This is a genomic window from bacterium (assembly GCA_039961635.1).
Classification (GTDB): Bacteria; 4484-113; 4484-113; order JAGGVC01; family JAGGVC01; genus JABRWB01.
On the sequence record JABRWB010000035.1, the window covers coordinates 1 to 1,707 of the forward strand.

Consider the following 1,707-nt stretch of genomic DNA (forward strand, 5'->3'; position numbering starts at 1 on the left):
TCCGGAAAACCTCACCGCGGATATTCTTGGGTTGGAGCGTGCGGCCCACGCCCGGATTTGGGAGTGCACCGGCTTGCCGGTGCAATTTCGAAATGCGGAATTTCAATCCCGACCTTTTTCCGGCGATTGATCGCCGGATTGAAAGCGCCGATGAATCGGCGCACTCCAAAAATACCGCGCCCACGTGGACGAACCATCCGCATGCACTGCGGCCGGTCGAGAGCCAGCAGATCCAAACCAACAGCGCCACGCAATTCATCAACGTATCCGACGAGATATCCCCATCTCGCAGGACGTACAATCCCGGCACATCGGCAGCCGGAGATACCGAAGCGATAGCCGCCAAGGGCAGGCTCGTGCTCGTGAACGGCGCGGTGCCCACGGTCATGGCCCAGACGACGCTTTATCCGAGCGAGCTGTTCAGCCACAGGAATCCGACTTACAACGAAAACACGATTGCGCTACCGAGCGACCGGGGCGCACTGGAAATCTCCGGCACGAACCTGATGTACGAAGGTACGCGGGTAAAGACGTGGATCATCGGCAGGGACGTCAATCCGGGAGGGAGGGGGCTGGGTACGTATTATCCCCACGGAATGTTTCAGATAGGACAATTACGGCCTCAGGCAAGCAGCACGCCAATTTTTGGAACAGGAAACAGCATAAACAACCAGACGCCGCCTCCGTTTGGAAGCGATTGCAGCTGGAGCGTGGACGAATGCCGCCCTGTTGGCGGCGATGGTATCGACGTAATGTGCTTGAAGGAAACTTGCCTTCACATTTTTGACGGTGATCCCAATGATTGCGCTGGCAAACAGAATGCATTCATGGAATATTGGCTTGCGATTGACCCGCTCCGTGGTTCAGGCATGTCATGGTGTTTTCACCCTATAAGCGGAAGCTGCTACATTCCCGGCGAAGGCAAACAGACCGTGACGATGTTTGTTATTTACAACAGGCATGACGAGCGATGCGCGGATTATGGTCCTCCCAGGATCGGCGGAAGTGGGGGCGAAGGTGCGGGGCCTGGATGCGGGGGGCCGAAGCCGCCGCTACGCACTCCTTGCGCTCCAATTGCAGGGGGTGGCCTACCTCCGATAAGTATTCCCGGCCCGCCTCCAGGAACCATAGGTCCGATGGGCTATCATGGCCCACTCGGTATCCCTGCGCAATCCAATAATCCAGGTGGAATACCTTGTGATGCTTTTGACAGCAAAATTATCAAGGCAATACGCGATTTCCTCAACAAACTTTGCAAGATCCCCGCAATTAGGATTGCATATCCCAATTTATGCAGGTGGGTTAAAACGGCTGCCAACTTTGGAAAATACGGCGAAATGGCTTGCAAATGCTTTTATGCAATTTCAGCGGGGTATGAAGTTGGCAGTGACCACTATTGGCGAGGTATATGCAAGGATATGGTAAGCGCGGCACAGCAGTTTCCAGAACAATTTCCCGAACTAGTTGACTGCATTGATACATGGAATAGCCTTGAAGACTGCCCGTTGCAGCGTCCTGAGGACTGCGACAAACTTGATACGGGACGATTAAGTTCACTCATGGACTATTGCGGCAAAAAATGGCCAACTGCGCTTGATAAAGTTGGCTGTACTACTAACCATCTTGTCTAACGCTCTTTTGGAATTCGTTAATGGTGTCGATCGGGCGTTTTCCCATGTTGCGGTAGCCATGATGTGGACGCTCGTT

At 53.8% G+C, this 1,707-nt stretch carries 1 protein-coding gene; it reads left to right on the forward strand.

Features of this window, described 5'->3' with window-relative positions; translation table 11 throughout:
• Window positions 1-92: 92 nt before the first annotated feature.
• Window positions 93-1,631 (forward strand): hypothetical protein, encoded by a 1,539-nt coding sequence (locus HRF49_05565; protein ID MEP0814116.1) that lies wholly within the window; start codon window positions 93-95, stop codon window positions 1,629-1,631.
• Window positions 1,632-1,707: the final 76 nt, after the last annotated feature.